Origin of the sequence: Pseudomonas sp., from assembly GCF_002796985.1 — a bacterium.
Lineage (GTDB): Bacteria > Pseudomonadota > Gammaproteobacteria > Pseudomonadales > Pseudomonadaceae > Pseudomonas.
On sequence record NZ_PEKX01000019.1, the window covers coordinates 1 to 25,120 of the forward strand.

The window sequence follows — 25,120 nt, forward strand, 5'->3', positions numbered from 1 at the left end:
TCGCTTGGGCTTCAGCGAAGGCGAACCTTCTCATCAGCGGGAGGCGCATTCTACAGCGATCAAACCCACTGTCAAGCACCTCGGTGACCTTCTTTTCAGCTCGCTGCCGGAGCAGCTAATGAAGAGCGGCAAGTGCATCACCTGCCTGATCACCACTCCCAACCTCGAGCATCTGTAAGTACTTGATTTTCAAGTTCTTTCAGCGCTTCGTCGCTGGGAGTGGTGCGCATTATAGGGAGTTTAAATCAGCCGTCAACGACTAATTTAAACTTTCTGCAAAAAGCTGTCTGGGTGATCAGTTTACCGCCATTCCCTGCCCTACCAGTCGGCGTTCCTGGCGCAGCAGGTAAGCACCCACCAGCAGGCCAACCACGCACAGGGCAACCACGTAGTACGCCGGGCCCAGCGGGTCTTCCTTCATAAGGAGAGCCACCACCATCGGTGTCAGGCCGCCGAAGATGGCGTAGGCCAGGTTGTAGGAGAAGGACAGCCCGGTGAAGCGCACCACCGCCGGGAAGGCGTTGACCATCACGTAAGGCACCGCGCCAATGACGCCGACACACAGGCCAGTGACCGCATACAGCGGGAACAGCCAGTCAGGGTGTGCCTTCAGGCTGGTGTAGAAGGTCCAGGACACGACGCCCAGCAGGACGCTGCCCACTATAAAGGTGCGACCCGCGCCGAAGCGGTCGGCGAGGCGGCCGGACAGGATGCAGCCGATGCTCAGGCAGACGATGGCCACACTGTTGGCTTTCAGCGAAATGGCGGCGTCGAAGCCGTAAACGGTCTGCAGCACCGACGGTGTCATCAGGATCACCACCACGATGCCGGCGGAGAGCACCCAGGTCAGCAGCATGGACAGCACGATCGCCGGGCGATGCTCACGTACCACTACGCCCAGCGGCACTTCTTCGGCCAGTTGCTTGCGCAGCTGCAGTTCGGCGAACACCGGGGTCTCGTGCAGCCAGCGGCGCAGGTAGACGGAGAACAGGCCGAAGATGCCGCCCAGCAGGAAGGGGATACGCCAGGCATAGCCCAGGACTTCCTCGGCGCTGTAAACGCTGTTGATCAGCGTCGCCACCAGCGAACCGATGAGGATGCCAGCGGTCAGACCCGAGGTGAGCGTGCCGCAGGCATAGCCCACATGGCGATGCGGGACGTGCTCGGCGACGAACACCCAGGCACCAGGCACCTCACCACCGATGGCCGCGCCCTGGATGACGCGTAGCAGCAGGAGGGCCAACGGCGCCCAGATGCCGATCTGCGCATAGGTAGGCAACAGGCCCATGATCAGCGTGGGAACGGCCATCAGGAAGATGCTCAGGGTGAACATCTTCTTGCGGCCCAGCAGATCGCCGAAGTGGGCCATCACCACACCACCCAGCGGACGGGCCAGGTAGCCGGCGGCGAACAGCCCGAAGGTCTGCAGCTGACGCAGCCAGTCGGGCATGTCGGCGGGGAAGAACAGCTTGCCGACCACGGTGGCGAAGAACACGAAGATGATGAAGTCGTAGAACTCAAGGGCGCCGCCCAGGGCGGACAACGAAAGAGTCTTGTAGTCGCTGCGGGTCAACGGACGTGACGCAGGCGCGGCAGGAGCGTTCACAGAAGGCATGGTGCTTGTTATCTCTGCAGGCAAGGAGGCTGCGACCGGCAGCCGCAGGTGCCGCACCATAGCAAATTGCGCGGAAGCGACACAGCGGCCGCACCCGCTGGAAATTCTCGAATTCCAGCGGTCGTCGCGCCGGTTCTCCCTCTATATAATGCAGGTGGGCCGATCAAAAGCTGTCCCAAGGCCTTGCGCCGGCAGGTGTCTTGGGAGAGTTTTTCGATAACCTCACCATGAGTATGCCGGGGGCAAGAGGCCCTTACCTATGATCGAGCTTGAACAAGAAGATCCCATCCCGCAGGGCGACTTGGCCCTGCAGATCACCGCCCTGCCGCGCGAGAGCAACGGCTTCGGCGACATCTTCGGTGGCTGGCTGGTGGCGCAGATGGATCTCGCCGGAACCGCCATGTCCAGCCGCATTGCCGGAGGCCGCGTGGCTACGGTAGCCATCGACCGCATGGCTTTCCTGGTCCCGGTCGCTGTCGGCGCGCAGCTCTCCTTCTATACGCAGACCCTGGAAGTCGGCCGCAGCTCGATCCGCATGCTGGTCGAAGTGTGGAGCGACGACCCGCTGTCGAGCGAATGGCGCAAGGTCACCGAGGCCGTGTTCGTCTTCGTTGCCATCGACGGTAGCGGGCGTACCCGCACGGTTCCTCCGCGTCGTGGCTGAAAACTGAAAACGCCGGCATTCTCGCCGGCGTTTTCGTTTCTGCGTTTCAGAATCAGCGCTGCGGTTTTCCGCGCACCGGTGCACCTTCAGCCTTGAAGTAGTCCGCGGTGCTGCGCGGCAGTGCCGGGCGACCGCGCACCTTATCGGCCAGCTTCTCGGCCATCATGATGGTGGTGGCGTTGAGGTTGCCGGTGATGATCAGCGGCATGATCGAGGCGTCGATCACCCGCAGCCCCTCCATGCCGTGCACGCGGCCTTCGCCATCGACCACCGCCATGTCGTCATCGCCCATCTTGCAGGAGCACGACGGGTGGAAAGCCGTTTCCGCATGCTCGCGGACGAAGGCGTCGAGGTCGGCGTCGCTCTGCTTGTCCAGGCCCGGGCTGATCTCGCGGCCGCGATAGGGATCGAGCGCCGGCTGGTTCATGATTTCGCGGGTGATCCGGATGGCGTCACGAAACTCCTGCCAGTCCTGCTCGCAGGACATGTAGTTGAACAGAATGCTCGGGTGCTTGCGCGGATCGCGTGAAGTGACGTTGATCCGCCCCCGACTGGGAGAGCGCATCGAGCCGACGTGAGCCTGGAAGCCATGCTCACTCACCGCGTTGCTGCCGTTGTAGTTAATGGCGACCGGCAGGAAGTGGTACTGGATGTTCGGCCACTCGAACTCCGGGCGGCTGCGAATGAAACCGCCCGCCTCGAACTGATTACTCGCGCCCAGGCCGGTGCCGAGGAACATCCACTCCGCGCCGATCTGTGGCTGGTTCCACCATTGCAGCGCCGGGTACAGCGACACCGGCTGCTTGCAGGCGTACTGCAGGTACATCTCCAGGTGGTCCTGGAGGTTCTGGCCGACGCCGGGCAGGTCATGCACGACCTCGATGCCCAGGTCGCGCAGCAGGGCGGACGGGCCGACGCCGGAGCGCTGCAGCAGTTGCGGAGAAGCGATGGCGCCAGAGCACACCAGTACTTCGCGGCGTGCGCGCACTTCCTTCAGCGCATTGTCATCGCCATGCAGGTAGGTCACGCCGATGGCGCGCTTGCCGCTGAACAGGATGCGGTCGGTCAGCGCGTGGGTGACGATGGCCAGGTTCGGCCGCTCGCGGGCCTGGTCGAGGTAGCCGCGGGCGGTGCTGGCGCGCCGGCCCTGCGGGGTGACGGTGCGGTCCATCGGACCGAAGCCTTCCTGCTGGTAGCCGTTGAGGTCGTCGGTGCGCGGATAACCCGCCTGCACGCCGGCCTCGACCATGGCATGGAACAGCGGGTTGTTGCCGGCCTTGGGCGTGGTGACGCTGACCGGGCCGCTGCCACCGTGGAAGTCGTTGGCGCCGATGTCGCGGGTCTCGGCCTTGCGGAAGTACGGCAGGCAGTCGAGGTAGGTCCAGTCTTCCAGGCCCTTCTCCTGCGCCCAGCCGTCGAAGTCCATGGCGTTGCCACGGATGTAGCACATGCCGTTGATCAGCGAGGAACCGCCCAGGCCCTTGCCGCGCCCGCACTCCATGCGACGGTTGTTCATGTGCGGTTCCGGGTCGGTCAGGTACGCCCAGTTGTAGCGGCGGCCCTGCAGCGGGTAAGCCAGCGCCGCGGGCATCTGCGTGCGGAAGTCGGCGCGGTAGTCCGGGCCGCCGGCTTCGAGCAGCAGGACGCTGACCTCGGCGTCCTCGGTCAGGCGGGCAGCCAGTACGTTACCGGCGGAACCCGCGCCAATGATGATGTAGTCGTATTCCTGGGACATGCAGGCCTTCCTCTTTTTCAGGCACGACACCGCCCGCGACGCGTGCGCGCCGGTGTCTGCGTGTTCGGGATGGCCGGTGGTCAGGGAGTCATGCCTGCGACCGGCCTTTCATGGCTCGATCGCGGCGGTCAGAACACCGAGGTGTAGTCGCCCAGCTCTACCTGTACGGATTTGATGCGAGTGTAGTGAGCCAGGGTGGTCAGGCCGTTCTCACGACCGACACCCGATTGCTTGTATCCGCCAACCGGCATCTCGGCCGGCGACTCGCCCCAGGTGTTGATCCAGCAGATGCCCGCCTCCAGGCGGTGGATCGCCCGGTGCGCGCGGGCCAGGTCCTGGGTCACGACGCCGGCGGCGAGGCCGTACTCGGTGTCGTTGGCGCGGCGGATGGCCTCGTCTTCGGTGTCGTAGACGAGGATGCTCATGACCGGCCCGAAGATTTCCTCGCGGACGATGGTCATGTCGTCACGGCAGTCGGTGAAGACGGTCGGTGCGACGTACGCACCCTTGCCGAACTCACCCTGGGTGACGCGCTCGCCACCGCACAGCAGGCGGGCCTTCTGTTCCTTGCCGGACTCTATATAGGAGAGAACGCTCTCCATATGCGGGAAGCTCACCAGCGGGCCGAAGTTGGTGTTTTCGTCCTGCGGGTTGCCCAGGCGGATGCGCTTCACACGCTCCAGCACCTTGGCTTCGAAGCGCGCCTGCAGGTTGCGCGGGATGAACACGCGGGTGCCGTTGGTGCACACCTGGCCGGAGCTGAAGAAGTTGGCCATGACGGCGATGTCGGCGGCGCGGTCGAGGTGCGCGTCCTCGAAGATGATCAGCGGCGACTTGCCGCCCAGCTCCATGGTGACTTCCTTGAGCGAGGAGCCCGAAGCGCTGGCCATGACCTTCTTGCCGGTGGCGGTGCCACCGGTGAAGGAGATCTTCTCGATCAGCGGGTGCTCGGTCAGCCACTGGCCGACTTCGCGGCCGCTGCCGGTGAGCACATTGAATACGCCATCGGGCAGGCCGGCCTCGGTGTAGATCTCGGCGAGCTTGAGTACGGACAGCGGCGTCACTTCGCTGGGCTTGAAGATCATCGCGTTGCCGGCGGCCAGGGCCGGGGCGGATTTCCACAGGGCGATCTGGATCGGGTAGTTCCAGGCGCCGATGCCGGCGACCACGCCGAGCGGCTCGCGACGGGTGTAGACGAAGCTGGTGTCGCGCAGCGGGATCTGCTCGCCCTCGATGGCCGGCACCAGGCCGGCGTAGTATTCGAGCACGTCGGCGCCGGTGACGATGTCGACGAAGCGGGTCTCGGCCAGCGGCTTGCCGGTGTCGAGGGTTTCCAGTTCGGCGAGTTCGTCGTTGCGCTCGCGGAGGATGTCCACGGCGCGGCGCAGGATGCGCGAGCGCTGCATGGCGGTCATCGCCGCCCAGACTTTCTGCCCTTCCACCGCTGCCTGCACGGCACGCTCGACGTCATCCTTCGAGGCGCGTTGTACCTGGGCGAGAACTTCACCGTTGGCCGGATTGATGGTCTCGAAGGTGGCGCCGCTGGTGGCTTCCACGTAGCGACCGCCAATGTAGAGCTTCTGTACTTCGAATCGAGCCATGGTGCGGTGGTCCTCTCTTGTCGGTGTCAGCGCAAGGCTGCGCCCGCTATCCGGGACGCTTGGCCAGTTGTTGGTCGAGGTAGTCGTTGGCAATCGCCAACGCCTGCTCGGTGTCGAAGGCGTCGCCCGAGAGCGCGCCCCGCAGCCAGAGGCCGTCGATCAGCGCGGCCAATCCGCGAGCGGCGCTGCGGGCCTGGGCCAGCGGCAGTTCGCGGCGGAACTGGCTGCACAGGTTCGAATACAGCCGGTGGTCGTTGATCCGCTGCAGTCGGCGCAGCGCCGGCTGGTGCATGCTGGTCGCCCAGAACGCCAGCCAGGTCTTCATGGCCGGGCCGTTGACCTGCGAGCTGTCGAAGTTGCCGGCGATGATGGCCCGCAGGTGCGAGCGCGGTTCGTCGTTGCGCAAGGTAGCGCGGCGCTCGGCGACGGCCTTGCTCAAGGCCGACATCAAATGTCGCATCGTCGCTTCCAGCAGCCCGTTCTTGTCCCGGAAGTAGTGGCTGATGATGCCGTTGGAGACCCCCGCGAGGCGGGCGATCAGGGCGATGCTGGCGTCGCTCATGCCCACCTGGTCCACCGCCTCGAGGGTCGCGTGGATCAGTTGGGAGCGGCGAATCGGCTGCATACCGACCTTGGGCATTGTTCAATCTCCTCTTCGCCGGGCGTGCCTGTGCCGTCCGGCGATAATGTGGGCCAGTCTATTCGTTTTTTATTGAACGCTCAATCAACTAAGAATATGCTGCACTGCATCAACACCTCCGTGGCGCCCGCATGGCGGAGCCCGCACCGTTCATCGCTGTGCCGCATTCCAACCGGCAAGGATCGCAGAATCCGCGCCGGATGTGTCGCAGCCGCTCTCCCCGGTGACGTCGCCTGACGGCACCTGCCCGTTGCGACGGGCCTTCCACAGCCCGGCCCGTGCCGGGCTTTCTTTTTGCGCTTCTCGTAGGAGCGAGCTTGCTCGCGAACCTGCAAGGCACGGTGCCATGTCGTTCGCGAGCAAGCTCGCTCCTACGAAGAGCAGCATGATCTGGCTCAAGCGCCGCCGTGTGGGTAGGACTATGGTTTCAGCCATACCCCTCACGAGGATCGCCCCTATGTCGCAACACCCGCTCTGGCAGGCCCTGGGCCGCCACTGGAAATGGATCGCCCTGCGCGGCGTCGCGGCCGTGCTGTTCGGCATCCTGGCCATGGTCTGGCCGGGCATCGTGCTCACCGTGATGGTGCTGTTCTTCGGCGCCTACGCCTTTGTCGACGGCCTGTTCACCCTGATCGCCGCCGCACAGATGCGCGAATCCGGCCGACCGTTGTGGCCGCTGGTGCTGGTGGGATTGCTGGGGATAGCGGCCGGGCTGGTCGCCTTCTTCTGGCCGCAGCTGACCGCGTTGGGCCTGCTGATGCTGATCGCCGGCTGGGCGCTGGTGATGGGGGTGTTGCAGATCATCGCCGCGATCCGCCTGCGCAAGGCGCTGCAGAACGAGTGGTGGCTGGGGCTTTCGGGCGCGGTGTCGGTGCTGTTCGGCGTGCTGATGATCGCCAATCCCGGTGCCGGGGCGATTGCCGTGGCCTGGGTGATCGGCGCCTACTCGGTGTTCTTCGGCGTCCTGCTGATCCTGCTCGCGCTGCGCCTGCGCAAGACTTCCACCTTCAATGCCTGATGAGCGGGACTGGTGCCTGCTGCGCCTGGACGACAACGGCAACCGCTTCGTCATGCGCCGCCAACTGACCCGCGCCGAGGCCGAAGCCCTGGCGCGGGACTATCAGGCCCGCGGCCACCGGCAGACCTACTGGGCAGAGCGCGAAATGCTCCGCCCAGCCTGACTCAGCAGCCAGTCAGGCGCGCTTCCACGCGCTCGGCGGGGAAGAAGATCGGGCGCAGGCGCACGCCCACCGCGTTGCCGAAGAATGCCGCCACCAGCCACAGCCAGCCGTGCAGGCTGCCGGAAGCGATGCCGCTGAAGTACGCGCCAATATTGCAGCCATAAGCCAGACGCGCACCGTAGCCGAGCAGCAGGCCGCCGATCACCGCTGCGATCAGCGAGCGCGCGGGAATCTTCAGGCTCGGTGCGAAGCGGCCGGCGAGCCCGGCGGCCAGCAGCGCACCGATCATGATGCCGAAGTCCATGACGCTGGTGACGTCCTGCCAGACAGGTGCGGCCAGCGCCTTGGCGTTGGCTTCGGCCTGCCAGAAGGTCCAGTCATGCACAGCGATCCCCAGTCCCTCGAAAGCCTTGGCGCCCCACAGCGCAAACGCTGAGGTAACGCCCCACGGACGCCCGGCCAGCGCCAGGGTGGCGAAGTTCAGCAGCGCCAGCGCCACCGCGCCCCACACCAGCGGCCAGGGCCCACGGAACAACCGGCCGATGCCCTTCTCACCATTGCTGGCGATCAGTTCCAGCACGCCGTGACGGCGTCGCTCCAGCACCACGCTGACGGCAGCGATGGCAGCGAACAGCGCCAGGCTCAGCGCCAGTGCCGGGAACAGGCCGAGCGACTGCACAATGGAGGTGGGCGGCAGCGACGGCAGGGCGAACCACCAGCCAATATGCTGGGTGGCGACCACTGAGCCGACGATGAAGAACAGCAGCGTCACCAGCATCCGCGCATTGCCGCCACCCACAGTGAACAGCGTGCCGGAGGCGCAGCCGCCGCCCAGCTGCATGCCGATGCCGAAGATGAAGGCGCCGACGATGACCGACGTACCGGCCGGCGACACCAGCCCCTTCACCGGTTCGCCGAACAAGGTGCCGGCGGCCAGCCCCGGGAAGAACAGCAGCACCGCCAGCGCCAGCATCACCATCTGTGCGCGCAGGCCAGCGCCACGGCGCTCACGGATGAACACGCGCCAGGCGGAAGTGAAGCCGAAGGCCGCGTGGTAGAGCGTCAGCCCCAGCGCGCCTCCGACCAGGAACAGCAGGGCCTGCCGGCCGCTCACCACCTGGGCGAGGAACAGCGCACCCGCCAGCAGCAGGAGGAAGGCGACCCAGGGCGCGGTGGACCTGCGCTCAGGGACGGTGGACAGGGCTAGGCTCATGACGGCTCCGGGGTGTTTTCGAGAGGGGCGATATTCTAGGGTGCGCAGTGCCGGTCGCCAACTTCGTAAGGCAGCTAAGGAAATAGCTGGGGGTTACAAGCGGTAGAGAGCTCGGCCCGCCTCTGCGGTCGGGGCTGAGTGCTTTTCCCTCTCCCTAACCCTTTCCCTGAAGGGAGAGGGGCTCTTCATTTCCAAGCCTTGCGCAAGGCCTTGAGCGCCTCGGCGATCCGCACCTCCGGCACCGCGGCGAAGCCCAGTACCAATCCGGCTCGCTCATCCGCTGGCTCCGCAGATTCAGGCAGCCAGTAATCGCTCAGGGCGTTCAGCTCCACGCCAACCGCTGCTGCGCGCTGCACCAGTTCCAGCTCGCGTTCGCGGCTATCGACCCGCACGCACAGATGCAATCCCGCTTCGACCACCGGCATCGGAGCGCACCCGGCCACCTCCGGCCAGCCGCGCAGCAGCGCGTCGCGACGGCTGCGCGCGGCGCGGCGCATGCGGCGCACATGACGCTGGAAATGCCCTTCGGCGATGAAGTCGGCCATCACCCGCTGGGTGCCGACCTCCGAGTGGCGCACATCCAGCGCGCGGCGACGGGAGAATGCCTGCGCCAGCGCCGGCGGGACAACCAGGTAGCCCAGGCGCAGCGCGGGGAAGGCGATCTTGCAGAAAGTGCCGACGTAGAGCACGCGGTCATGCCGATCCAGCGCCGCCAGCGGCATCAGCGGGGTTCCGCTGTAGCGGTACTCGCCGTCGTAGTCGTCCTCGACTATCCAGCCGCCGCTGCGCTCGGCCCACTCCAGCAGCTCCAGGCGGCGCGCCAGCGACAGGGTCACGCCGGTGGGGTATTGATGCGAGGGCGTGACGTAGACCAGCCGGCAATCCGGCAACTGCTCCAGCTGCGCCGTGCACAGGCCATCGGCATCCACCGGCACGCCGTGCAGGCGCGCACCCGCCGTGGCGAACGCGTGGCCGGCGGCGCGGTAGCCGGGGTTCTCGATGGCCGCACCGTCACCCTCGGCGAGCAGCACCTGGGCGCACAGCGTGATGCCCTGCTGGGCGCCGCTGGTAATGATGATCTGCCCGGCGTCGCAGTGCAGGCCTCGGGTAGTGCGCAGGTAGGCGGCGACCAGTTCGCGCAGACGCTGCTCGCCAGCCGGGTCGCCATAGCCCAGGCAATCCAGCGGCGGATCGCGCCAGAAGCGCGCCTGCAGCCGCGCCCAGGTGTCGAAAGGGAAGAGGTCGAAGGCCGGTACGCCAACCCTGAACGCCCTTGGCGCGCCCGTGGGCGGCAACGGCAGGTGGTGCCTCGCGAGGCGCTCCAGGGAAGGCGCATCCGCGCTGCGTACCTCGCTACGCACTGCATCGACGGAGGGCTGAACACGCTCCGCCACGTAGGTGCCATCGCCCGTGCGGCCTTCAATGTAGCCCTCGGCGTAGAGCTGCTCGTAGGCGCGCACCACGGTGTTGCGCGAAACGCTCAATGAGGCAGCCAGATCGCGGCTGGCCGGGAGCCGCGAACGGGCGGCGAGGCGGCCGTCGAGGATGCGCTCGCGCAGTGCCTGGAACAGCTGCAGACCCAGCGGTCGGGCGGGATCAAGGCGAATGCCCGAAGGGTTGAAGGGCAACGGGACGCTCATGCAGGCAACTTCCAGGACGACGGCAATGGTTCCTTTTATTTCACCATGAATGGCTCTTTAGCAGAACCAATTCCCAGCCTAGGCTGGAGACACTCCAACGCACACAAGGTCCCCAGCATGTCTTCCGCCGTCGAGATCCGCCCGATTACCGCCGATGATCACGCCGCCTGGCTGCCGCTCTGGCAGGGCTACCAGCGCTTCTACAAGACCACCATTGACGAGGCCACCACGGCCGTTACCTGGCAGCGCTTCCTGGATGCGGCCGAGCCGATGCACGCCGCCCTCGCCTGGCGCGATGGCGTGGCCATCGGCATGGTCCACTTCATCTACCACCGTTCCTGCTGGACCCAGGGCGACTACGTCTACCTGCAGGACCTGTACGTCGCCGAAGGCCAGCGCGGCGGCGGCATCGGTGCGCAGCTGATCGAGCACGTCTACTCCGACGCTCGCGCCAACGGCGCCTCACGGGTGCACTGGCTGACCCACGAGAGCAACACCGACGCCATGTTCCTCTACGACCGGATCGCCGACCGCTCCGGGTTCGTCCAGTACCGCAAGACTCTCTGAGCCGGAGCGCCCATGAACGACCAACCCCTGCTGAACTGGCGTCCCGCCGCCAGCCCCGAACGCCGCACCCTGACCGGCCGCACCATCAACCTGGCGCCGCTGGACGTCGCCCTCCACGGCGATGACCTGTGGCAAGCGCTGCAAGGCCCGGACTCCGATCCGGTGCTGTGGGACTACCTGCCCTACGGCCCCTTCCCCGAGCGCGCGCCTTTCGACGCCTGGCTGGCGGGCAACGCAGCGAGCAACGACCCGCTGTTCTTCGCCGTGATCGACCGCGCGAGCGGCCGCGCCGTCGGCCTGCTCAGCTACCTGCGGATATTCCCCAAGGACGGCAGCATCGAGATCGGCCACATCGCCTACGGCCGCGTGATGCAGCGCTCGCCGGCCTCCACCGAGGCGGTCTACCTACTGGCGCGCTGGGCGTTCAAGATGGGCTACCGCCGTCTGGAGTGGAAGTGCAACGCGCTCAACGCCCGCTCCATGCGCGCTGCCGTGCGCCTGGGCTTCGTCTTCGAGGGCACTTTCCGCCAGGCCACGGTGGTCAAGGACCGCAACCGCGACACCGCGTGGTTCTCCATCATCGACAGCGAATGGCCACGCTGCCAGCAGGCCTTCGAGGCCTGGCTGGGTGCCTCGAATTTCGACGGCGAAGGGCGGCAGCGGACGCAGCTGGCAGACCTGCGCCTGCGCTGATCTTTTCACTCTCCGGGAACTGCCCGCTGTGCGAAGGATCGGTGATACTGAAACTTTCGCAGCGCAGTCCCGGAGACCCCCATGAGCAGCGACATCCAGACTCCCCGCGTCGAGCAGGTACAGATCGATCAACTGTCCTGCTGGCGTATCCACACCGCCCATGGTGAAGCCCTGATCGCCCAGCAGGGTGCGCAACTGCTCAGTTACCAGCCCCACGAACAGCCGCCACTGGTGTGGCTGAGTGAGACCGCCGAGTACCGCCACGGCCAGTCCGTGCGCGGCGGCGTGCCAGTGTGCTGGCCCTGGTTCGGCAACCTGGACCTCAACCCGGTGGACATCCGCACCGCCTACCAGGGCGACAAGCCGCCGGCCCACGGTCTGGTGCGCGCCCTCGACTGGCAACTGGACGATATCGCCGACGAGCTGGGCCAGCTCTCGGTGCACTTCAGCTATGACGCCAGCCAGGGCCTGCCCGGCTGGGCGCACTCGGCGCGGCTGGAGCTGGTGATGCGCTTCGGCGAACACCTGACCCTGGAGATGACCACCCACAACCTGGGCGACAAGCCGCTGCCGCTGACCCAGGCGCTGCACACCTACTTCGCCGTCAGCGACTGCCGCCAGGTGAGCATCGAAGGCCTGCAGGGCAACCGCTACCTGGACGCCATGGAGAACTGGGAAGAACGCCAGCAGCACGGGCTGGTCCGCTTCACCGGCGAGACCGACCGCGTCTACCTGGACGTGGAAAAACCCCTGGTGATTCACGACCCGCAGTGGCAACGCGGCATCCATGTCAAAGCCAGCGGCTCGCGCTCGGCGGTGGTCTGGAACCCCTGGATCGACAAGGCCGCACGCCTGTCGCAAATGCCCGACGATGCCTGGACCGATATGCTCTGCATCGAGACCGCGCGGGTAATGGACGACGCCCTGAGCGTGGCGCCGGGAAGCAGCGAGACCATGAGCATGGAAATCTGGGGTGAGCCGCTGAGCAAGTAATCGCTCGGCGGCAAGAGGTATCGTAGGAGCGGACTCCGTCCGCGATCGGCCCCGCATCGCGCCGGATAGCATCGCGGACGGAGTCCGCTCCTACGCAGGGTTCGAGACGCGGTGATTAAAGATCGCTCTCCTCCACCGGCCGCACCTTGGCGTGGTCGATGGCGTAGGCCGCGTCGGCCAGGTCATTGCTGACCTTCTCCACCTTCAGCGTGCCGCTGACCCAGATCGGGTTGTAGATGTCGTCGATCTGGATGCCCTTGGGGTAGCGCACCAGCACGATCTGGTTCGGCGGAGGCGGCGGCACGTGGATACAGGCGCCCGGGTAAGGCACCAGGAAGAATTCGGTGACCCGGCCCTTGGCGTCGTTCTCCAGCGGCACCGGATAGCCGCCCAGGCGCAACGCCTTGCCGTTCAGCGCGGCCACGGTTTTCGTGGAATACATCACCTGCGGCAGCTTCTTGTCGGTCTGCTTCAGCCCGCCCTTGTCAGTGAAGGTGCCGTTGGCTTCGGGGCCACTGTGGGTGATCTCCGGCATGTCTTCCAGCGCCTTGCGGTCGCTGGGCGGCATCAGGGACAGCCAGTCGGCTTCGGGGAGTTCGGCGGCGGACGCCAGGGAAGTCAGCAGTATCAGGCAGCAGGCGAGCAATGGTCGGCGCATCGTGGACTCGAAAGGCCCGGTCGGGCACAGGCGGCAAGAGCTTCCTGCGCCCTCCCCCATGGCGGGAGAGGGGCGGAAATCACCGTCAATTCTTCTTGATCAGACCGTAAATGACCAGCAATACCACGGCGCCGATCACCGCGCCGATGAAGCCCGCCGCCTGGCCGGCAGCGTAGATGCCCAGCGCCTGGCCGCCATAGGTGGCCAACAGCGAGCCGCCGATACCGATCAGGATGGTCATGATCCAGCCCATGCTGTCATCGCCCGGCTTGATGAAGCGCGCGATGAGTCCAACGATCAGGCCGATGACGATGGTTCCGATTAATCCCATGACAGTCCCTCCTTGTGGGTTGAGCGCGGTGGGTGCGCGCCTGTCATGGGACAGTGTAGGAAAGCCTGGCGTTCCGTGTTCCCCCGCGCGCCAGAGCGACCCCGAGTGTTTCGCGAGCCTTACAGCAGTCCGCCGCTCGCCCATGAAAAAAGCCGCGTCAGTGATTGACGCGGCTTTCTCTTGTCACTCGGACCGACGGGCCGTCAGACCTTGGCGATCAGCGCCTCGACCTCGGCGATGCGCGCCTTCAGGGTCGGCAGGTCGGTGCTGCGCAGAGTGGCGTGGCCAACCTTGCGCCCGGCCTTGAAGGCCTTGCCGTAGTGGTGCAGGTGGCAATCGGCGATGTTCAGCACCTCGGCCACCGGCGGCACTTCGCCGATGAAGTTGAGCATGGCGCTCTCGCCCACTTTGGCGGTCGAGCCCAGCGGCAGGCCGGCGATGGCCCGCACGTGGTTCTCGAACTGGCTGCACTGGGAACCTTCGATGGTCCAGTGACCGGAGTTATGCACGCGCGGGGCGATCTCGTTGGCCTTCAGGCCGCCGTCGACCTCGAAGAACTCGAAAGCCATCACACCGACGTATTCCAGCTTGTCCAGCACGCGGCCGACATAGTCTTCGGCCAGCGCCTGCAGCGGGTGCTCGGTGCTCGCCACGGAGAGGCGCAGGATGCCGTTCTCGTGGGTGTTGTGCACCAGCGGGTAGAAGCGCGTTTCGCCGTCGCGGGCGCGCACTGCCACCAGCGAGACTTCGCCGGTGAAGGGCACGAAGCCTTCGAGGATGCAGGGCACACTGCCCAGTTCGGCGAAGGCGCCGCTGACGTCCTCGGCCTTGCGCAGGACCTTCTGGCCCTTGCCGTCGTAGCCCAGGGTGCGAGTCTTCATCACCGCCGGCAGGCCGATGCTGGCCACCGCGGCATCGAGGTCGGCCTGGGACTGCACGTCGGCGAAGGCCGGGGTCGGAATCCCCAGGTCCTTGAACATGGACTTCTCGAACCAGCGGTCGCGGGCAATGCGCAGCGACTCGGCGTTCGGGTAGACCGGCACGAACTGCGAGAGGAAGGCCACGGTCTCGGCCGGCACGCTCTCGAACTCGAAGGTCACCAGGTCGACTTCATCGGCCAGCTGGCGCAGGTGGTCCTGGTCGCTGTAGTCAGCGCGGATGTGCTCGCCCAGGGCTTGCGCGCAGGCGTCCGGCGCCGGGTCGAGGAAGGCGAAGTTCATGCCCAGCGGAGTGCCCGCCAGGGACAGCATGCGGCCCAGCTGGCCGCCACCGATGACACCGATCTTCATGGTCGTACTCAGGCCTCGCGCGGATCGGGATTGTCCAGCACCGTCTCGGTCTGGGTGGCGCGGAACTGCTTCAGCGCCTCGTGGTATTTGGGGTACTTGGCGCCCAGGATGCTGGCGGAGAGCAGGGCTGCGTTGGTCGCGCCGGCCTTGCCGATGGCCAGGGTGGCCACCGGGACGCCCGCCGGCATCTGCACGATGGACAGCAGCGAGTCGACGCCCGAGAGCATGGAGGACTGCACCGGCACGCCAAGGACCGGCAGGTGGGTCTTGGCGGCGCACATGCCCGGCAGGTGGGCGGCACCGCCAGCGCCGGCGATGATCACTTCGATGCCACGGCCATCGGCCTCTTCGGCGTACTGGAACAGCAGGTCCGGAGTCCGGTGGGCAGAAACCACCTTCACTTCATACGGAATGCCGAGCTTGTCCAGCATGTCTGCGGTGTGGCTCAGGGTGCTCCAGTCGGATTTGGAGCCCATGATCACGCCAACCAGTGCGCTCATCGTCGTGCCTCTCTCAAGTGCGCTCTTGGGCGCGTCAGAAACCAACAAGCCACGACTCCGTGAGGGCGTGGCTTGTACGTGGCCAAACCGGCGGGCAGTGCCGGCTTGAAGGCGGCGCAGTATACCGCAAAGGATGTGGCGCAGTGCACTGGGCATGACCGTTGGTCCCGATTTCGTCATTACCCGATTGAAATGCCCTTCAGCGACTTCGGAAAAGCTTGCCTCAGCTCAAGATGACCTAGGCTCATGGGCTCAGACTCGTCTGACGATCCTGCCCGGATGGGGCAGGTCCCTCACCCTTCAAGGAGCGAGCGCAATGTCCACGACCCTGCCCACGACCATGAAAGCTGCTGTCGTCCACGCCTTTGGCGAGCCACTGCGGATCGAGGAAGTCAAAGTCCCGCTGCCCGGCCCCGGGCAGATTCTGGTGAAGATCGAAGCCTCCGGTGTCTGCCACACCGACCTGCACGCCGCCGAGGGCGACTGGCCGGTGAAGCCGAGCCTGCCGTTCATCCCCGGCCATGAAGGCGTCGGCTTCGTCGCCGCGGTCGGCGCCGGCGTCACCCGTGTGAAGGAAGGCGATCGCGTCGGCGTGCCCTGGCTGTACACCGCCTGCGGCTGCTGCGAACACTGCCTGACCGGCTGGGAAACCCTGTGCGAGAGCCAGCAGAACACCGGCTACTCGGTGAACGGCGGTTACGCCGAGTACGTGCTGGCCGACCCGAACTACGTCGGCATCCTGCCCAAGGGCGTCAGCTTCCTCGAGATCGCGCCGATCCTCTGCGCGGGCGTTACCGTCTACAAGGGCCTGAAGGAAACCGGCGCACGTCCCGGCCAGTGGGTAGCGATCTCGGGTATCGGCGGCCTCGGTCACGTGGCCGTGCAGTACGCCAAGGCCATGGGCCTGCATGTGGTGGCAGTGGACGTGGATGACGCCAAGCTGGAACTGGCCAAGCGTCTGGGCGCCAGCCTGACCGTCAACGCGAAGAAGGAAGACCCGGTCGAGGTGGTGCAGCGCGATATTGGTGGCGCCCACGGCGTGCTGGTCACGGCGGTGTCCAACAGCGCCTTCGGCCAGGGCATCGGCATGGCCCGCCGTGGCGGCACTGTATCGTTGGTCGGCCTGCCGCCGGGTGACTTCCCCACACCGATCTTCGACGTGGTGCTCAAGGGTCTGCACATCACCGGCTCCATCGTCGGCACCCGCGCCGACCTGCAGGAAGCCCTGGACTTCGCTGGCGAAGGCCTGGTAACGGCCACCGTCGCCGCCGGCAAGCTGGACGACATCAACAGCATCTTCGACCGCATGCGCGCCGGGCAGATCGAAGGGCGGATCGTGGTCGAGATGTAAGCTCTCCGCGCTCCACGCACGACGTAGGATGGCGTGGAGCGCAGCGATACCCATCGATCGCGACGCAGACAGCATGGGTATCGCTCGCTCCACCCATCCTACAAAAGCGCTCCTCCGGCATCTGTGCGCATCCACCGCGGTCCTTCGCGGCGGTCAAGCTCTCGCGCTGCCGCCGTTTCCTGCTGATCAGGGGGTCTCGTCCAGCCCCAGGCCGCCTTCCAGCTTGCGCCAGAGCAGGCGGATCTGCGCCTTGCGCACCAGCGCGCAGCGGTACAGGCGGATTTCCTGCGGGACGATCCAATGCGGGCCGCCGCACAGCGCCAGCTCGCCGCGCGCCAGCTCGGACTCCATGCTCAACCGCGGCACCCAGGCCACCCCCATGCCCTGCAGCGCCATGCTCTTCAGGCTGTCGGCCATCGCCGTCTCATAGACGGTGGTGTAGCGCAGGTTGCGCTGGCGCAGCAGCAGGTTGACCCCACGGCCGAGGAATGCGCCGGCACTGTAGGCCAGCAGGGGCACACTCTGGCCGCTGTCCAGGTCGTAGAGCGGCACGCCAGCGGAGTTCACCGCACACACCGGCAGCATCTCGGTGCGCCCCAGGTGCAGCGAAGGGAAGACTTCCGGGTCCATCTGCAACGCGGCATCCGGGTCATAGAAGGCCATCATCAGGTCACAGCCACCTTCGCGCAGCAGGTGCACCGCCTCACCGACGTTGGTCGCCACCAGGCGGCTGGCGATGTTCAGGCCTTCGGAGCGCAGGCGGGCGATCCACGGCGGGAAGAAGCCCAGCGCCAGGGAGTGCGCGGCGGCGAACTGCAGCACCTCACCCTGCCCGCCTTCCAGGTGGTGCAGGTGGCGCACCACCTGGCCGAGCTGTTCGACCACGGCGCGGGCGGTAACCAGGAACAACTGCCCGGCCTCGGTCAGCTCGATGGGCGTGCGCTGGCGGTTCACCAGGATCAGCCCGAGAGCATCTTCCAGGCTGCGGATGCGCCGGCTGAACGCGGGCTGGGTAACGAAGCGCTTTTCAGCGGCCTGGGAAAAACTGCGGGTGGTGGCCAGGGTGCTGAAGTCTTCCAGCCATTTGGTCTCGAGGTTCACGTCAACTCCAACGCTTTCACGCGCTGATCGATTGGTCAGGAGCCGGGCGCGCGTAACACAGGCATACGCTCGCCGTCATCAATTCGTCACAGGGTACATTATGCCGTTCGTGCATGAGGCAGCCTTTAACAGCATTGGCCGACGAAAGGCGAAAACCCTAGTCTACCGGGCATCGCGGCGCTGGCCGTGTTCCTTTGAGACAACCCCTGTCATGTCCCCTGTTGCATCGTTCCGCATCGAGAAAGACCTCCTCGGCACCCTCGAAGTACCTTCTGACGCCTACTTCGGCATTCAGACCCTGCGCGCTGTGAACAACTTCCGCCTCTCGGGCGTGCCACTGTCGCACTACCCGAAACTGGTCGTCGGCCTGGCGATGGTCAAGCAGGCGGCAGCCGATGCCAACCACAAGCTCGGCCACCTGTCGACAGAGAAGCACGCCGCCATCAGCGAAGCCTGTGCCCGCCTGATCCGTGGCGACTTCCACGACCAGTTCGTAGTCGACATGATCCAGGGCGGTGCCGGCACCTCGACCAACATGAACGCGAACGAAGTCATCGCGAACATCGCACTCGAAGCCATGGGCCACGCCAAGGGTGAGTACAAGTACCTGCACCCGAACAACGATGTGAACATGGCGCAGTCGACCAACGACGCCTATCCGACCGCCATCCGCGTGGGCCTGCTGCTCGGCCACGACACCCTGCTGGCCAGCCTCGACAGCCTGATCCAGGCCTTCGCCGCCAAGAGCGTCGAGTTTGCCAGCGTACTGAAGATGGGTCGTACCCAGCTGCAGGACGCGGTGCCGATGACCCTCGGCCAGGAATTCCGTGCTTTCGCCACCACCCTGGGCGAAGACCTCGACCGCCTGCGTCGCCTGGCGCCGGAGCTGCTGACCGAAGTGAACCTCGGCGGTACCGCCATCGGCACCGGCATCAACGCCGACCCCGGCTACCAGAAGCTGGCCGTCGAGCGCCTGGCTGAAATCAGCGGCCAGCCGGTCGTCCCGGCCGCCGACCTGATCGAAGCCACCTCCGACATGGGCGCCTTCGTGCTGTTCTCCGGCATGCTCAAGCGCACCGCGGTCAAGCTGTCGAAGATCTGCAACGACCTGCGCCTGCTCTCCAGCGGTCCGCGTACCGGCATCAACGAGATCAACCTGCCGGCTCGCCAGCCGGGCAGCTCGATCATGCCGGGCAAGGTCAACCCGGTGATCCCGGAGGCGGTGAACATGTGCGCCTTCGAAATCATGGGCAACGACCTGGCGCTGACCATCGCGGCCGAAGGCGGCCAGCTGCAGCTGAACGTGATGGAGCCGCTGATCGCCTACAAGGTGCTCGACTCGATCCGCCTGCTCCAGCGCGCCATGGACATGCTGCGCGAGCATTGCATCACCGGCATCACCGCCAACGTCGAGCGCTGCCACCAGCTGGTGGAGCACAGCATCGGCCTGGTGACCGCGTTGAACCCGTACATCGGCTACGAGAACTCCACCCGCATCGCCAAGATCGCGCTGGAAACCGGCCGCGGCGTACTGGAACTGGTTCGCGAGGAACAGCTGCTGGACGAGGCCACCCTGGCCGACATCCTCAAGCCGGAAAACATGATCGCCCCGCGCCTGATTCCGCTGCGCGCCTGATCACCCGCCCGGCGCGAGCCGGGCACGTCTCACCGGTTGAGGGGGAGTACTCCTTCCTCACCTTTCAGGGATTGGTTACCACCACTCCCTTCTTTTATGCCCGGCGCGGCGGACTTGCCCGAAGCGCCACGTCTCACCGGTTGAGGGGCCTCTTGGCCCACTCTCCTTTCAAAGGGACACCGCTTACCCCGGTGTCCCCTTTTTTTTGCCTGTGATTTGGGTGGGGCGAAGAGCATCGTGGATGGATAGCTCTGAGCTCGGGTCAGCCCTCACCCTAACCCTCTCCCAGGGGGAGAGGGGACCGTTCGGTGCAGGATGAAACCATGGCGTCAGCCGGCACGGCCTGCCCCCTCTCCCTGAGGGAGAGGGCTGGGGTGAGGGGGAAGCGCAGACACAGGATTATCGGAGGCTACTCCTACGCAGCTTCAGGTTGCGCAGGAGCGGACTCCGTCCGCGATTGGCATGATTCGCACGAAGCGACGCGCGGGGATCAGTCCTGCCGTTGCAGGTGATCGAGAATCCGCCGGTTGAGGGCGGCGATGCGCTGGGCGGCGTCCGCCTCGTCGCACTCCTCGTCCTGCGCGCCAAGCTGGCGGGCACAGAGGTTGAGCGCGGAGAGCACCATCAGTTCATTGCTGGTGACGTAGGGGAATTTCTTCTTGCTGGCGCTGATCTCCGCCTGCAATAGCGCGGCCGCGTCCTGCAACCGGCGCTCTTCACCGGCCGGCGCCCGGACGCTGTACTCGCGCCCGAGGATGCGCAGGACGCGGACGCCGTCACCACTCATGCGCTGGCGCGGCTGTCGCTGACGCGGCTGATCAGCGCCTGCAGGCGGGTGGCAGTCGCGTTGTGCTTCTCTTCCTGTTCCATCAGGGACAGCTGCAGGCTGTCGTTTTCCTCACGAGCCTTGAGCAGCTCTTCACGCACAGCGGCGTTGTCCTGCACCAGCACTTCGTTCTGCTGCAGCAGTTCGGCGACCAGCTGTTCAAGTTGTTCGAGGGTGGAATCAAGCATGGGAGCCTCCGCAAAGCCTTTCAAAGGGTGCGGAGGATAAAGAAAGGGGCGCGGCGGGGCCAGCGGAAACGGCAATCTTCTGACAAGCCGTATGCTGTCAATTCAATAGCTTACGGAATTATTCTCGTGTTAATTCAATGATTTCCAGCCGCCAGTGAGTTTTGGACCAAAAAATCGCCGGCAAGGTTCTCGACCAAGTCTCGGCTCTCGCGCCGAGGTTAGAGAGATCCTGTAGGAGCGAGGGGGACGCCATCGTTATTGCTCGCGAACCCGCTCCGCAGCGGAGATGTTCGCGAGCAAGCTCGCTCCTACGAAGAGCTGTTCGGCGCGATCACAGGCGAATCACGCCCTCTTCGCGCAGCAGTTTGAAGATGGCTTCGGCCCCCGCTTCGGGCGTGACGTCCTTGAGCACCTGCCCGGTGCCGCCGGAAGCCTTGGCGGTGGCGGCCTTCATGCGCTCGGCGCCGGTCTTCGCCTTGATCACCTTCAGCCGCTTGGGCCGCGAGCGGGCCGGTTGCAGGTTGCCGTCGGCGAGCAGCGGGTCGTCCACCACTTCCACCTCGTGGGCTTCCAGATAACCACGGCGGGCCGGGCCAAAGGCGCTCTGGCGAGCCACCGGCGCGGCAGTATCGACGCTGGCGACGAAGGGCAGACGCACCTTCAGCCGGCGGCGCTGGCCACGGGGCAAGGCCTGCAGCACCAGGGCGCTGCCGCCTTCCACCTTCTCCACTTCCGCCAGGCCGACCACCAGCGGCCAGCCCAGGCGCTCGGCCAGCAGGAAGGGCAACATGCCGGAGCCTTCGCCGGTTTCCGCCTGGGTGCCGGTGAGGACCAGTTGCGCATCGCTGTCGCCGAGGTAGGCCGCCAGCGCCGGGAGCGCGTCGGCGCCTGCGGGCTGCTCCAGCACCGCCAGTTCGTCCAGGCCCATGCCGAGATAACCGCGCAGCGCTTCTTCCCCGGCGTCGCCGGCATGCACCACGCGCAGGCGCTTGCCGGCGAGGCTCATGCCCAGCTCGACCGCACGGGCATCCTGGTCAGCGCGGCGCGCACGGCCGGAGGCCGGATGGGCGCCGATGGACACCAGGGCGACGATGTTCAGGTCATTCATAAGCCACCTCGGGCTTGCAAGCTGGCGTAGGGCGAATAACGCGCAGCGTTATCCGCCGATGGGGCTACGGCGGCGGATAAAGCCTTCGGCTTTATGCGCTCTACGAAACTGGTGCAGGAGCGAGCTTGCTCGCGAAGCTTTTGGCTTGGCAGGTTCGCGAGCAAGCTCGCTCCTACGAAGAGCATTCCAGGTTCAGGCCGCATCGCGCGCCGCTCCATTGCGATGGGCTTCGGCCAGTGCCATCAGCGCCTTGAGGATCGCCGTGGAATCGCCGATCACCGAGAGGTCGGCGCGTTTGATCATATCGCAGCCCGGGTCCATGTTGATCGCCACCACCTTGTCGCAGGAGCCGATGCCCTGCAGGTGCTGGATCGCCCCGGAAATGCCGACGGCAAGGTAAACCCGTGCCGTGACCCAGGTGCCGGTGGCGCCGACCTGGCGGGCACGCGGCATGTGGCCGTCGTCCACCGCCACGCGGGAAGCACCTTCGGTGGCGCCGAGGGCAACGGCGGCGCGGTGGAACAGGTCCCAGTCCTTCACACCATTGCCGCCGGAGAGGATGAACTCCGCCTCGGCCATGGGAATCTGCGCCGGGTCGACGGCCACCGGGCCGAGGTCCTCGATGCGCGGGAGATTGCGCGCGACGCTGGACTCCAGCTCCACCGCGCGGGCTTCGTGGCGGGTCTCGCTGACCGGCTCGGCGCACTCGGCGGCGGCGAGGATCAGGCGCGGCAGCACGCGGTGCAGGTCCTGCTGGCCGGCGCCAGCGCGACCGACGCAGCGCTCGCCTTCGGCCTGCCAGACGCGGGTCGCCGGGCGTTCGCCGAGGCTCGCGGCCAAGCGGCGGCCCAGCTCGCCGCCACCGCTGCGGCTGTCGGGCAGCAACCAGTGGCGCGGGGCGAACTGGCTGTGGGCCGAGCGCAGCGCCAGCACCCTTTGTTCCGGTGCGTAGCCGTCGTACTCGTTGCCTTCGATCTGCAGCAGGCGGTCGACGCCAGCGGTATCGAAGCTGCTTTCCTTGTGCTCGCCGAACACCACGGCAAGCACCGCGCCGTCGCTGCCTGCGAGCTTGCGGGCCAGGCCCAGCAGGTCGCGGTCGTGGCTGGAAAGGCGGCCGCCGACCATATCCGGCACCACGGCAATCAGGAACGCGGGTTCTTCAAGAATCACCAGTGGCAGCTGCACCACTTCCGGCGCGCTGCTGCGCTTGCCGCCAGTGCCCTGCTGGCCACCGGAGCGGTCGATGCGCTTGATGCCGTTGGGGCCGATGAAGCCGACGGCGTGGGGGTTCTTGCGCACCACGCCGTTGGGGCCCATCCAGCGGCTCTCGCCGCCCTGGGCCGATTGCATGGCCGCGTGCAGCGGATGCAGGCGGTTGCGGGCGATCCACTCGGCGCGCGGGTCGCGGCGGATGATGTCGCTCATGGCTGGGCCTCCAGCGCAAAGGTGCTTTTCGTAGGAGCGAGGGGGACGCCCTCGTTATTGCTCGCGAACGGATGAGCACCGAAGTTTGGGCGGTTCGCGAGCAAGCTCGCTCCTACAGGTTCAATTCCGCAGGGGCGGGTATCCATCAGTGCACCTCCACCGCTTCTTCACGGCGAGCCAGCGAAGGCTTTTTTGCCGGCACTTCGGTGGCCTCGATGAGGACCTCGGCAACCAGTTCGGCGATGTCCTTGATCTCCGGGCGCGGCGCGACCACGCCTTCGAGCATTGCGGTGCACTGCGGGCAGCCCACGGCCACCAGCTCGGCGCCGGTCTCCTTGATGTCGGCCATGCGCATGTCGGGAATCCGCTGCTTGCCGGGGATGTCGGTGATCGGCGCGCCGCCACCACCGCCGCAGCAGCGCGAGCGGAAGCCGGAGCGTTCCATTTCCCTGACTTCGATGCCGATGGCCTTGAGCACAGCGCGTGGGGCTTCGTACTCGCCGTTGTAGCGGCCGAGGTAGCACGGGTCGTGGTAGGTCACGCTGGCGGCCTTGCTCTGGCCAAGATTCAGCGAGCCGCCCCGCACCAGTTCATCGATGAAGGTGGTGTGATGCAGCACCTGGTAGTTGCCGCCCAGCGCGCCGTACTCGTTCTTCAGCACGTGGAAGCTGTGCGGGTCGCAACTGACGATGCGCTTGAAGCGGTACTTGGCCAGGGTGGCGATGTTGCGCTTGGCCAGGGTCTGGAAGGTGGCTTCGTCACCCAGGCGGCGGGCCACATCGCCGCTGTCGCGCTCTTCCAGGCCGAGCACGGCGAAGTCGACGTTCGCCGCGCGCATGACTTTCACGAAGGCGCGCAGGGTGCGCTGGTTGCGCATGTCGAAGGCACCGTCGCCGACCCAGAACAGCACGTCGGCCTGCTGCTTGTCGGCCAGCAGCGGCAGGTTCAGGTCCGCCGCCCAGTTCAGCCGTCCGCCGGGGGCGAAGCCGCCGGGGTTGTCGGTGGCGATGAGGTTCTCCAGCACCTCAGCGCCCTTGTTCGGGGTCGCGCCCTTTTCCAGGGTCAGGTGGCGGCGCATGTCGACGATGGCGTCGACGTGCTCGATCATCATCGGGCACTCCTCGACGCAGGCACGGCAGGTGGTGCAGGACCACAGGGTCTCGGCATCCACCAGCGCCTTGCCGTCCAGCGCCACGATCGGCTGGTGCGGGCCGCCGCTGTGTTCGCCCAGTGGCTTGCCCCTGCCGTCAAGGGATGGGTAAGGGCTGCCGGCGAAGTGGGCGTCGCTGCCGCCAGCCAGGCCGATGACCATGTCCTGGATGAGCTTCTTCGGGTTCAGCGGCTGGCCGGCGGCGAAGGCCGGGCACATGGCCTCGCACTTGCCGCACTGCACGCAGGCGTCGAAGCCGAGCAGTTGGTTCCAGGTGAAGTCGGTGGGTTTCTCGACGCCCAGCGGCGCCATGGGGTCTTCCAGGTCCAGCGGCTTGAGACCGGTAGAGCGGCCGCCACCGAAGCGCTCGGAACGGCGATGCCAGGCGAGGTGCAGGGCGCCAGCGAAGGCATGCTTCATCGGGCCGCCCCAGGTCATGCCGAAGAACAGCTCGGACACGCCCCAGGCCACGCCGACGGCGAGGAGGGCCGCAAGGAACCAACCGGCTATTCCCGTAGAAAGCATGCCTTCCGGCAGGATGCCCGCCACCGGCAGGGTGGCGATGAAGAAGCTCGCCGAGAACATCAGCAGGCTTTTCGGCAGGCGCATCCACGGGCCTTTCGACAGCCGCGACGGCGGGTCGAGGCGGCGCTTGGCGACGAACAGCGCGCCGCAGAACATCAGCGCGGTGGCGGCCAGCAGGGCGAAGCCGAGAATGCGGCTGTGCAGGCCGAAACCGTGCACGAGGATGGCCAGCAGTGCGGCGGCAACGAAGCCGCCGGCGGTGGCCACGTGGGTCTTGGACATGTACTTGTCGCGCTCGACCACGTGGTGCAGGTCGACGAGGTAGCGGCGCGGCATCTTCAGCAGGCCGCCGATCCAGTCGACCTGGGCGGGCCGGCCACGGCGCCACATCGAAAAACGCTTCACGGCGCCCAGCATGGCGAGGCCGAGGGCGCTGAAGAGCAGGATGGGGAGGATGGTGTTGAGCATTGTTTTTGGTCTCCCTACGGGA

24 protein-coding genes are annotated in these 25,120 nt (G+C 66.2%); 8 read left to right on the forward strand and 16 right to left on the reverse strand.

Going from position 1 to position 25,120, the window contains the following annotated elements:
• Positions 1-295: 295 nt before the first annotated feature.
• A complete protein-coding gene (locus tag CTR55_RS22140) occupies positions 296-1,615 on the reverse strand; it encodes an MFS transporter (protein WP_296289390.1) in 1,320 nt (439 codons plus the stop codon).
• A gap of 259 nt (positions 1,616-1,874) precedes the next feature.
• Here CTR55_RS22140 and CTR55_RS22145 point away from each other — a divergent pair, with 259 nt between their 5' ends.
• On the forward strand, positions 1,875-2,279 hold the full coding sequence (locus CTR55_RS22145; RefSeq protein WP_296289391.1) for an acyl-CoA thioesterase: 405 nt from the start codon (positions 1,875-1,877) through the stop codon (positions 2,277-2,279).
• Positions 2,280-2,331: 52 nt separating this feature from the next.
• Here the strand turns inward: CTR55_RS22145 and betA are convergent, their stop codons facing one another.
• From betA to betI, 3 genes are all read right to left on the reverse strand, one after another.
• The gene (gene betA / locus CTR55_RS22150) at positions 2,332-4,014 is read right to left on the reverse strand and encodes a choline dehydrogenase (RefSeq protein WP_296289392.1); all 1,683 of its coding nucleotides are present in this window, start codon (positions 4,012-4,014) and stop codon (positions 2,332-2,334) included.
• Positions 4,015-4,142: 128 nt separating this feature from the next.
• On the reverse strand, positions 4,143-5,615 hold the full coding sequence (betB, locus tag CTR55_RS22155) for a betaine-aldehyde dehydrogenase (protein ID WP_296289394.1): 1,473 nt from the start codon (positions 5,613-5,615) through the stop codon (positions 4,143-4,145).
• 46 nt (positions 5,616-5,661) lie between these two features.
• Positions 5,662-6,255: a transcriptional regulator BetI gene (gene betI / locus CTR55_RS22160; protein ID WP_296289396.1), complete on the reverse strand. Its 594-nt coding sequence runs from the start codon at positions 6,253-6,255 to the stop codon at positions 5,662-5,664.
• A gap of 457 nt (positions 6,256-6,712) precedes the next feature.
• Here betI and CTR55_RS22165 point away from each other — a divergent pair, with 457 nt between their 5' ends.
• Complete coding sequence (locus CTR55_RS22165; RefSeq protein ID WP_296289398.1) at positions 6,713-7,273, forward strand: HdeD family acid-resistance protein; 561 nt, start codon at positions 6,713-6,715, stop codon at positions 7,271-7,273.
• Complete coding sequence (locus tag CTR55_RS22170) at positions 7,266-7,436, forward strand: hypothetical protein (protein WP_296289399.1); 171 nt, start codon at positions 7,266-7,268, stop codon at positions 7,434-7,436. Before CTR55_RS22165 ends, CTR55_RS22170 begins: the two co-directional genes overlap by 8 nt.
• A 1-nt stretch (position 7,437) precedes the next feature.
• On the opposite strand, the gene CTR55_RS22175 is transcribed toward CTR55_RS22170, so the two are convergent.
• Entirely contained in the window at positions 7,438-8,649 is a 1,212-nt protein-coding gene (locus tag CTR55_RS22175; RefSeq protein WP_296289401.1) for a YeeE/YedE family protein, read from the reverse strand.
• 185 nt (positions 8,650-8,834) lie between these two features.
• Positions 8,835-10,289, reverse strand: coding sequence for a PLP-dependent aminotransferase family protein (locus CTR55_RS22180; protein WP_296289403.1), 1,455 nt, complete (start codon positions 10,287-10,289; stop codon positions 8,835-8,837).
• A gap of 117 nt (positions 10,290-10,406) precedes the next feature.
• Between CTR55_RS22180 and CTR55_RS22185 the strand changes: the two genes are divergently transcribed.
• The 3 genes from CTR55_RS22185 to CTR55_RS22195 all read left to right on the forward strand — a co-directional run bounded on the left by CTR55_RS22185 (position 10,407) and on the right by CTR55_RS22195 (position 12,542).
• Positions 10,407-10,856, forward strand: coding sequence for a GNAT family N-acetyltransferase (locus CTR55_RS22185; protein WP_296289405.1), 450 nt, complete (start codon positions 10,407-10,409; stop codon positions 10,854-10,856).
• Positions 10,857-10,868: 12 nt separating this feature from the next.
• Entirely contained in the window at positions 10,869-11,549 is a 681-nt protein-coding gene (locus CTR55_RS22190; RefSeq protein WP_296289407.1) for a GNAT family protein, read from the forward strand.
• Between the two features lie 81 nt (positions 11,550-11,630).
• A complete protein-coding gene (locus tag CTR55_RS22195) occupies positions 11,631-12,542 on the forward strand; it encodes a D-hexose-6-phosphate mutarotase (RefSeq protein ID WP_296289409.1) in 912 nt (303 codons plus the stop codon).
• A 115-nt stretch (positions 12,543-12,657) separates the two neighbouring features.
• Here the strand turns inward: CTR55_RS22195 and CTR55_RS22200 are convergent, their stop codons facing one another.
• The 4 genes from CTR55_RS22200 to purE all read right to left on the reverse strand — a co-directional run bounded on the left by CTR55_RS22200 (position 12,658) and on the right by purE (position 15,320).
• Entirely contained in the window at positions 12,658-13,200 is a 543-nt protein-coding gene (locus tag CTR55_RS22200; protein ID WP_296289410.1) for a DUF3299 domain-containing protein, read from the reverse strand.
• Positions 13,201-13,285: 85 nt separating this feature from the next.
• Entirely contained in the window at positions 13,286-13,531 is a 246-nt protein-coding gene (locus CTR55_RS22205) for a GlsB/YeaQ/YmgE family stress response membrane protein (protein WP_296289412.1), read from the reverse strand.
• 203 nt (positions 13,532-13,734) lie between these two features.
• A complete protein-coding gene (locus tag CTR55_RS22210; RefSeq protein WP_296289413.1) occupies positions 13,735-14,820 on the reverse strand; it encodes a 5-(carboxyamino)imidazole ribonucleotide synthase in 1,086 nt (361 codons plus the stop codon).
• A gap of 8 nt (positions 14,821-14,828) precedes the next feature.
• Positions 14,829-15,320, reverse strand: coding sequence for a 5-(carboxyamino)imidazole ribonucleotide mutase (gene purE / locus CTR55_RS22215; protein ID WP_024766741.1), 492 nt, complete (start codon positions 15,318-15,320; stop codon positions 14,829-14,831).
• 316 nt (positions 15,321-15,636) lie between these two features.
• On the opposite strand from purE, the gene adhP reads away from it, so the two are divergent.
• On the forward strand, positions 15,637-16,671 hold the full coding sequence (gene adhP, locus CTR55_RS22220; RefSeq protein ID WP_296289417.1) for an alcohol dehydrogenase AdhP: 1,035 nt from the start codon (positions 15,637-15,639) through the stop codon (positions 16,669-16,671).
• 186 nt (positions 16,672-16,857) lie between these two features.
• On the opposite strand, the gene CTR55_RS22225 is transcribed toward adhP, so the two are convergent.
• Entirely contained in the window at positions 16,858-17,772 is a 915-nt protein-coding gene (locus CTR55_RS22225) for a LysR substrate-binding domain-containing protein (RefSeq protein WP_205338205.1), read from the reverse strand.
• A 211-nt stretch (positions 17,773-17,983) separates the two neighbouring features.
• Between CTR55_RS22225 and aspA the strand changes: the two genes are divergently transcribed.
• Complete coding sequence (gene aspA, locus CTR55_RS22230) at positions 17,984-19,408, forward strand: aspartate ammonia-lyase (RefSeq protein ID WP_296289420.1); 1,425 nt, start codon at positions 17,984-17,986, stop codon at positions 19,406-19,408.
• Positions 19,409-19,898: 490 nt separating this feature from the next.
• Here aspA and CTR55_RS22235 read toward each other — a convergent pair whose 3' ends face one another.
• The 5 genes from CTR55_RS22235 to dgcB all read right to left on the reverse strand — a co-directional run bounded on the left by CTR55_RS22235 (position 19,899) and on the right by dgcB (position 25,098).
• Entirely contained in the window at positions 19,899-20,195 is a 297-nt protein-coding gene (locus tag CTR55_RS22235) for a cell division protein ZapA (protein WP_296289422.1), read from the reverse strand.
• Positions 20,192-20,422: a hypothetical protein gene (locus CTR55_RS22240; protein ID WP_296289424.1), complete on the reverse strand. Its 231-nt coding sequence runs from the start codon at positions 20,420-20,422 to the stop codon at positions 20,192-20,194. Before CTR55_RS22240 ends, CTR55_RS22235 begins: the two co-directional genes overlap by 4 nt.
• A 331-nt stretch (positions 20,423-20,753) precedes the next feature.
• Positions 20,754-21,530: an electron transfer flavoprotein subunit beta gene (locus CTR55_RS22245; RefSeq protein WP_296289427.1), complete on the reverse strand. Its 777-nt coding sequence runs from the start codon at positions 21,528-21,530 to the stop codon at positions 20,754-20,756.
• Between the two features lie 192 nt (positions 21,531-21,722).
• On the reverse strand, positions 21,723-22,955 hold the full coding sequence (locus tag CTR55_RS22250) for an electron transfer flavoprotein subunit alpha/FixB family protein (protein ID WP_296289429.1): 1,233 nt from the start codon (positions 22,953-22,955) through the stop codon (positions 21,723-21,725).
• 145 nt (positions 22,956-23,100) lie between these two features.
• Complete coding sequence (gene dgcB / locus CTR55_RS22255) at positions 23,101-25,098, reverse strand: dimethylglycine demethylation protein DgcB (RefSeq protein ID WP_296289431.1); 1,998 nt, start codon at positions 25,096-25,098, stop codon at positions 23,101-23,103.
• Positions 25,099-25,120 lie beyond the last annotated feature (22 nt).